The organism is Nanoarchaeota archaeon, assembly GCA_018897155.1.
Lineage (GTDB): Archaea > EX4484-52 > EX4484-52 > EX4484-52 > LFW-46 > LFW-46.
On record JAHILE010000008.1, the window covers coordinates 1 to 2974 of the forward strand.

Annotated in this window: 4 protein-coding genes and 1 tRNA gene; all 5 read left to right on the forward strand. The window is 39.6% G+C overall.

The features are described from left to right. The first annotated feature begins 159 nt into the window (after positions 1-159). The 5 genes from KKB09_00645 (at position 160) to KKB09_00665 (ending at position 2845) form a co-directional block, all read left to right on the forward strand. A complete protein-coding gene (locus tag KKB09_00645) occupies positions 160-366 on the forward strand; it encodes a hypothetical protein (GenBank protein MBU4299705.1) in 207 nt (68 codons plus the stop codon). Between the two features lie 114 nt (positions 367-480). Then, positions 481-687, forward strand: coding sequence for a Trm112 family protein (locus tag KKB09_00650; GenBank protein ID MBU4299706.1), 207 nt, complete (start codon positions 481-483; stop codon positions 685-687). 96 nt (positions 688-783) lie between these two features. Continuing rightward, positions 784-1782: a deoxyhypusine synthase gene (locus KKB09_00655; GenBank protein ID MBU4299707.1), complete on the forward strand. Its 999-nt coding sequence runs from the start codon at positions 784-786 to the stop codon at positions 1780-1782. A gap of 446 nt (positions 1783-2228) precedes the next feature. Continuing rightward, a tRNA-Ser gene (locus tag KKB09_00660) sits at positions 2229-2568 on the forward strand. 49 nt (positions 2569-2617) lie between these two features. After that, on the forward strand, positions 2618-2845 hold the full coding sequence (locus KKB09_00665; GenBank protein MBU4299708.1) for a hypothetical protein: 228 nt from the start codon (positions 2618-2620) through the stop codon (positions 2843-2845). Positions 2846-2974 lie beyond the last annotated feature (129 nt).

A 2974-nucleotide genomic window follows, 5' to 3' on the forward strand; every position in this document is an offset into this window, starting at 1 on the left:
AATTAGAAACTGCTCTGGATGACGGGCGGCGCGTGTTCTTCAATAGTTTGAAATCAACAAATAACGCCGCTGTATGCAATTATAAATGCCTCGTCATTTTACCGCCAGAAGGATCTGAATAGCTAAAGGTATATATTAATAAATGGCTATAATAAGGTTATGAAAAACGCAAAATTAAAAGAAAATAATAAATGCGGCTGCTACAGCCACGGCGGAAAGCACCTGTTCATGGGCATGGTATTATTCACAATCGGCGCAGCTTTTAAATACGGCTATAGCTCCTCAGATGTTTTAATACTGGTGGGCGCATTATTCATTATAAAAGGAATCTATGTAATGGCGATGAAGAAAAAATGTGTGAGGTAATCTTTTAACCCAATGCATAAAATGATTGTTAAAAATCCGTTCGCGATGCCTTATGAACCATGAACCGCATCGCTTTCGGCTTTTTTATCCAATGAATACGGAGAATGATAAAAAATGCCAACACCAAAAGATCTTCTTGAAATCATGGCCTGCCCGAAATGCAAGGGCGATATTGAGGAAGAAAGGATGTTTATAACTTGCGCGAAATGTAAATTGGCATATCCTGTGCTTGACGGAGATATTCCCGATATGCTTATTGAGGACGCATGGCCGCTTGAAAAGGCCGAGAAAGCAAAGTTCAAGCACGAGATAAAGATGTAAGATTATCTGCTGATAAATCTTTAGTATTCTTTCTTTTAAGCCGTCTAATTGTAAAGCTTAAAAAACCACACAGCCCATTCTAGTAAAGGTCATAAAATGGCAAAAACAATCGATATTGAAGACCGGGCAAGCACAAAAAAGCTCGTGAAAAGCGAATCAGTCAAAGGAAGCCCGATTTGCGGATATGATTTCAACAAAGGCGTTGATTATGCAGATATTATCAAAAGCTTCTCAACTACCGGATACCAGGCATCTCATTTTTCAGAGGCAATAAAGCTTGTAAACAAGATGATTGATGAGAAAGCAACAATATTTCTGGGATACACGTCCAATATGGCAAGCTCAGGGCTGCGGGATATTTTTCGCTATTTAATTCAGCACAAAAAGGTCGATGTTGTCGTCACAACTGCCGGAGGCATAGAAGAAGACATCATGAAATGCTTCGGCGATTTTATCCTGGGCGATTTTCGGGCTTCTGGAAGCGCATTACATAAAAAGGGAATCAACAGAATCGGCAATATTTTTGTGCCGAATGAGCGCTATGTGGAGCTTGAGGCGTTTGTCCAGCCGATTCTTGAAGAGCTGTGGCAGGAGCAGGAAAAGACCGGCAAGCTTGCGAGCGCATCAGAAATTATATGGAAACTGGGTGAGAAAATCAATGACGAGCGAAGCATATGCTTCTGGGCGTGGAAAAACAAGATAAGGATATTCTGCCCGGCATTGACAGATGGAGCGATAGGGGCGAACATCTATATCTTCAAATCAAGGCGCCCGAAGTTTGTCCTTGACATCGCAGAAGACACGAAACTCTTAAATGACACAACAGCTGGACCTGGGAAAATAGGGGTCATAATACTTGGCGCAGGAATCATAAAGCACTCCATACTTCAGGCAAATATATTCAGGAACGGCGCGGATTATGCGGTTTATATCAATAACGCGCAGGAATTCGACGGCAGCGACGCAGGTGCAATGCCGGATGAGGCTGTCTCCTGGGGAAAACTGATATCGGATTCAAGCAGCATCAAGGTATTCGGCGATGCGACGATTTTGTTTCCGATTCTGGTTGCCGAGACGTTTGCGAAATCATGGTGATTCGCAGTTATTATGATGTGTGATTCCTGCAAAACGAAGGAAGTTAAATTAGAACAGAGGATAAAGGAGTGATAGTATGCCGCGCTTATCGAATAATTATATTAATAAAGAGTCTCTTCAACTAATGATCGATTAGTATCATTCAAATTATAAACGAATTGTTCCACGCAATGAAATTATAAATGAATTACATATTCCCGAAAATGACGTTATTAATATCCAACGATGTTTAGGCGTAGGAAAAGGAGCCAAAATAGAGTATATTGCATTGGATAAAAGCGGATGTAAGTTTACCGGAAAGGTTTCAAAAGAAAAGGCTTATAAGCATTTTGGAATTACTCCTGCGATTACAACCATTGAAATTAGTAAATAAAACTATGTTACAGCGAAAGAGCAGTTGCATAAAGCTTTAATAAATCAAAAGACTTATTCTAATGAGTCATTGCGCCAGAATCGCATAGCTCGGTAGTGCGCCGGTCTTGAAGCAGTTTCTTTTCTTTCTTTGGAAAGAAAGAATAGACAAATCTGGGTGCTGAAAAATCAAAGATTTTTCGCATCTCCAACACAAAGTGTTGAAGATAGAGGCGAAAGAAACCGCCGATTTTCAAGTTCGTAAGAACTTGAAAAGCTTGAAAATCCGAAGGATTTTTAACCGAAGGTTAAAAAGCCGAGAGCAACAGCGAACGGATTTTCATGACGTGCGCTAAAGCGCACGTCACCAGATTAAATGTTTACAAGTTAACCGGTGTCTGAAAGGACTCGCAGGTTCAAATCCTGCTTCTGGCGTAGCAGTTTTGGTTTAGTATCCTACCATATGGTATAAAAGGGCGGGTACATGAATCAAACTAATATGGAGATTAAAGAAGCGATATATGGTTATGACGGAATCATATGCAACTTGAAAGAGAGCATAGAAAAACACATAGAGATAAGCCAAAAGAATAAAGCGCTCATCTTAGAGTATCATAATAATGGTATTGCACGTGGTTTAACTAAGGCACGACAAACCATCATTCTCGAAAGTCTTAAACGGTTGGCATTATCCTTTAAATACACTTTCTAATTGATTTGAGTAACTTTAATCTATCTCAATATATTTGTTCAATTCACACCGAAAAGTATATATTTATGTTGTGCCTAAATTATAGTAGGTGTTTGGATGTCTTATGTGCGAATAAAAATCGTAAATGGA

Coding starts and splice junctions, on each gene's coding strand:
- KKB09_00645 (MBU4299705.1), top strand. CDS start 160: ATGAAAAACGCAAAATTAAAAGAAAATAATAAATGCGGCTGCTACAGC.
- KKB09_00650 (MBU4299706.1), top strand. CDS start 481: ATGCCAACACCAAAAGATCTTCTTGAAATCATGGCCTGCCCGAAATGC.
- KKB09_00655 (MBU4299707.1), top strand. CDS start 784: ATGGCAAAAACAATCGATATTGAAGACCGGGCAAGCACAAAAAAGCTC.
- KKB09_00665 (MBU4299708.1), top strand. CDS start 2,618: ATGAATCAAACTAATATGGAGATTAAAGAAGCGATATATGGTTATGAC.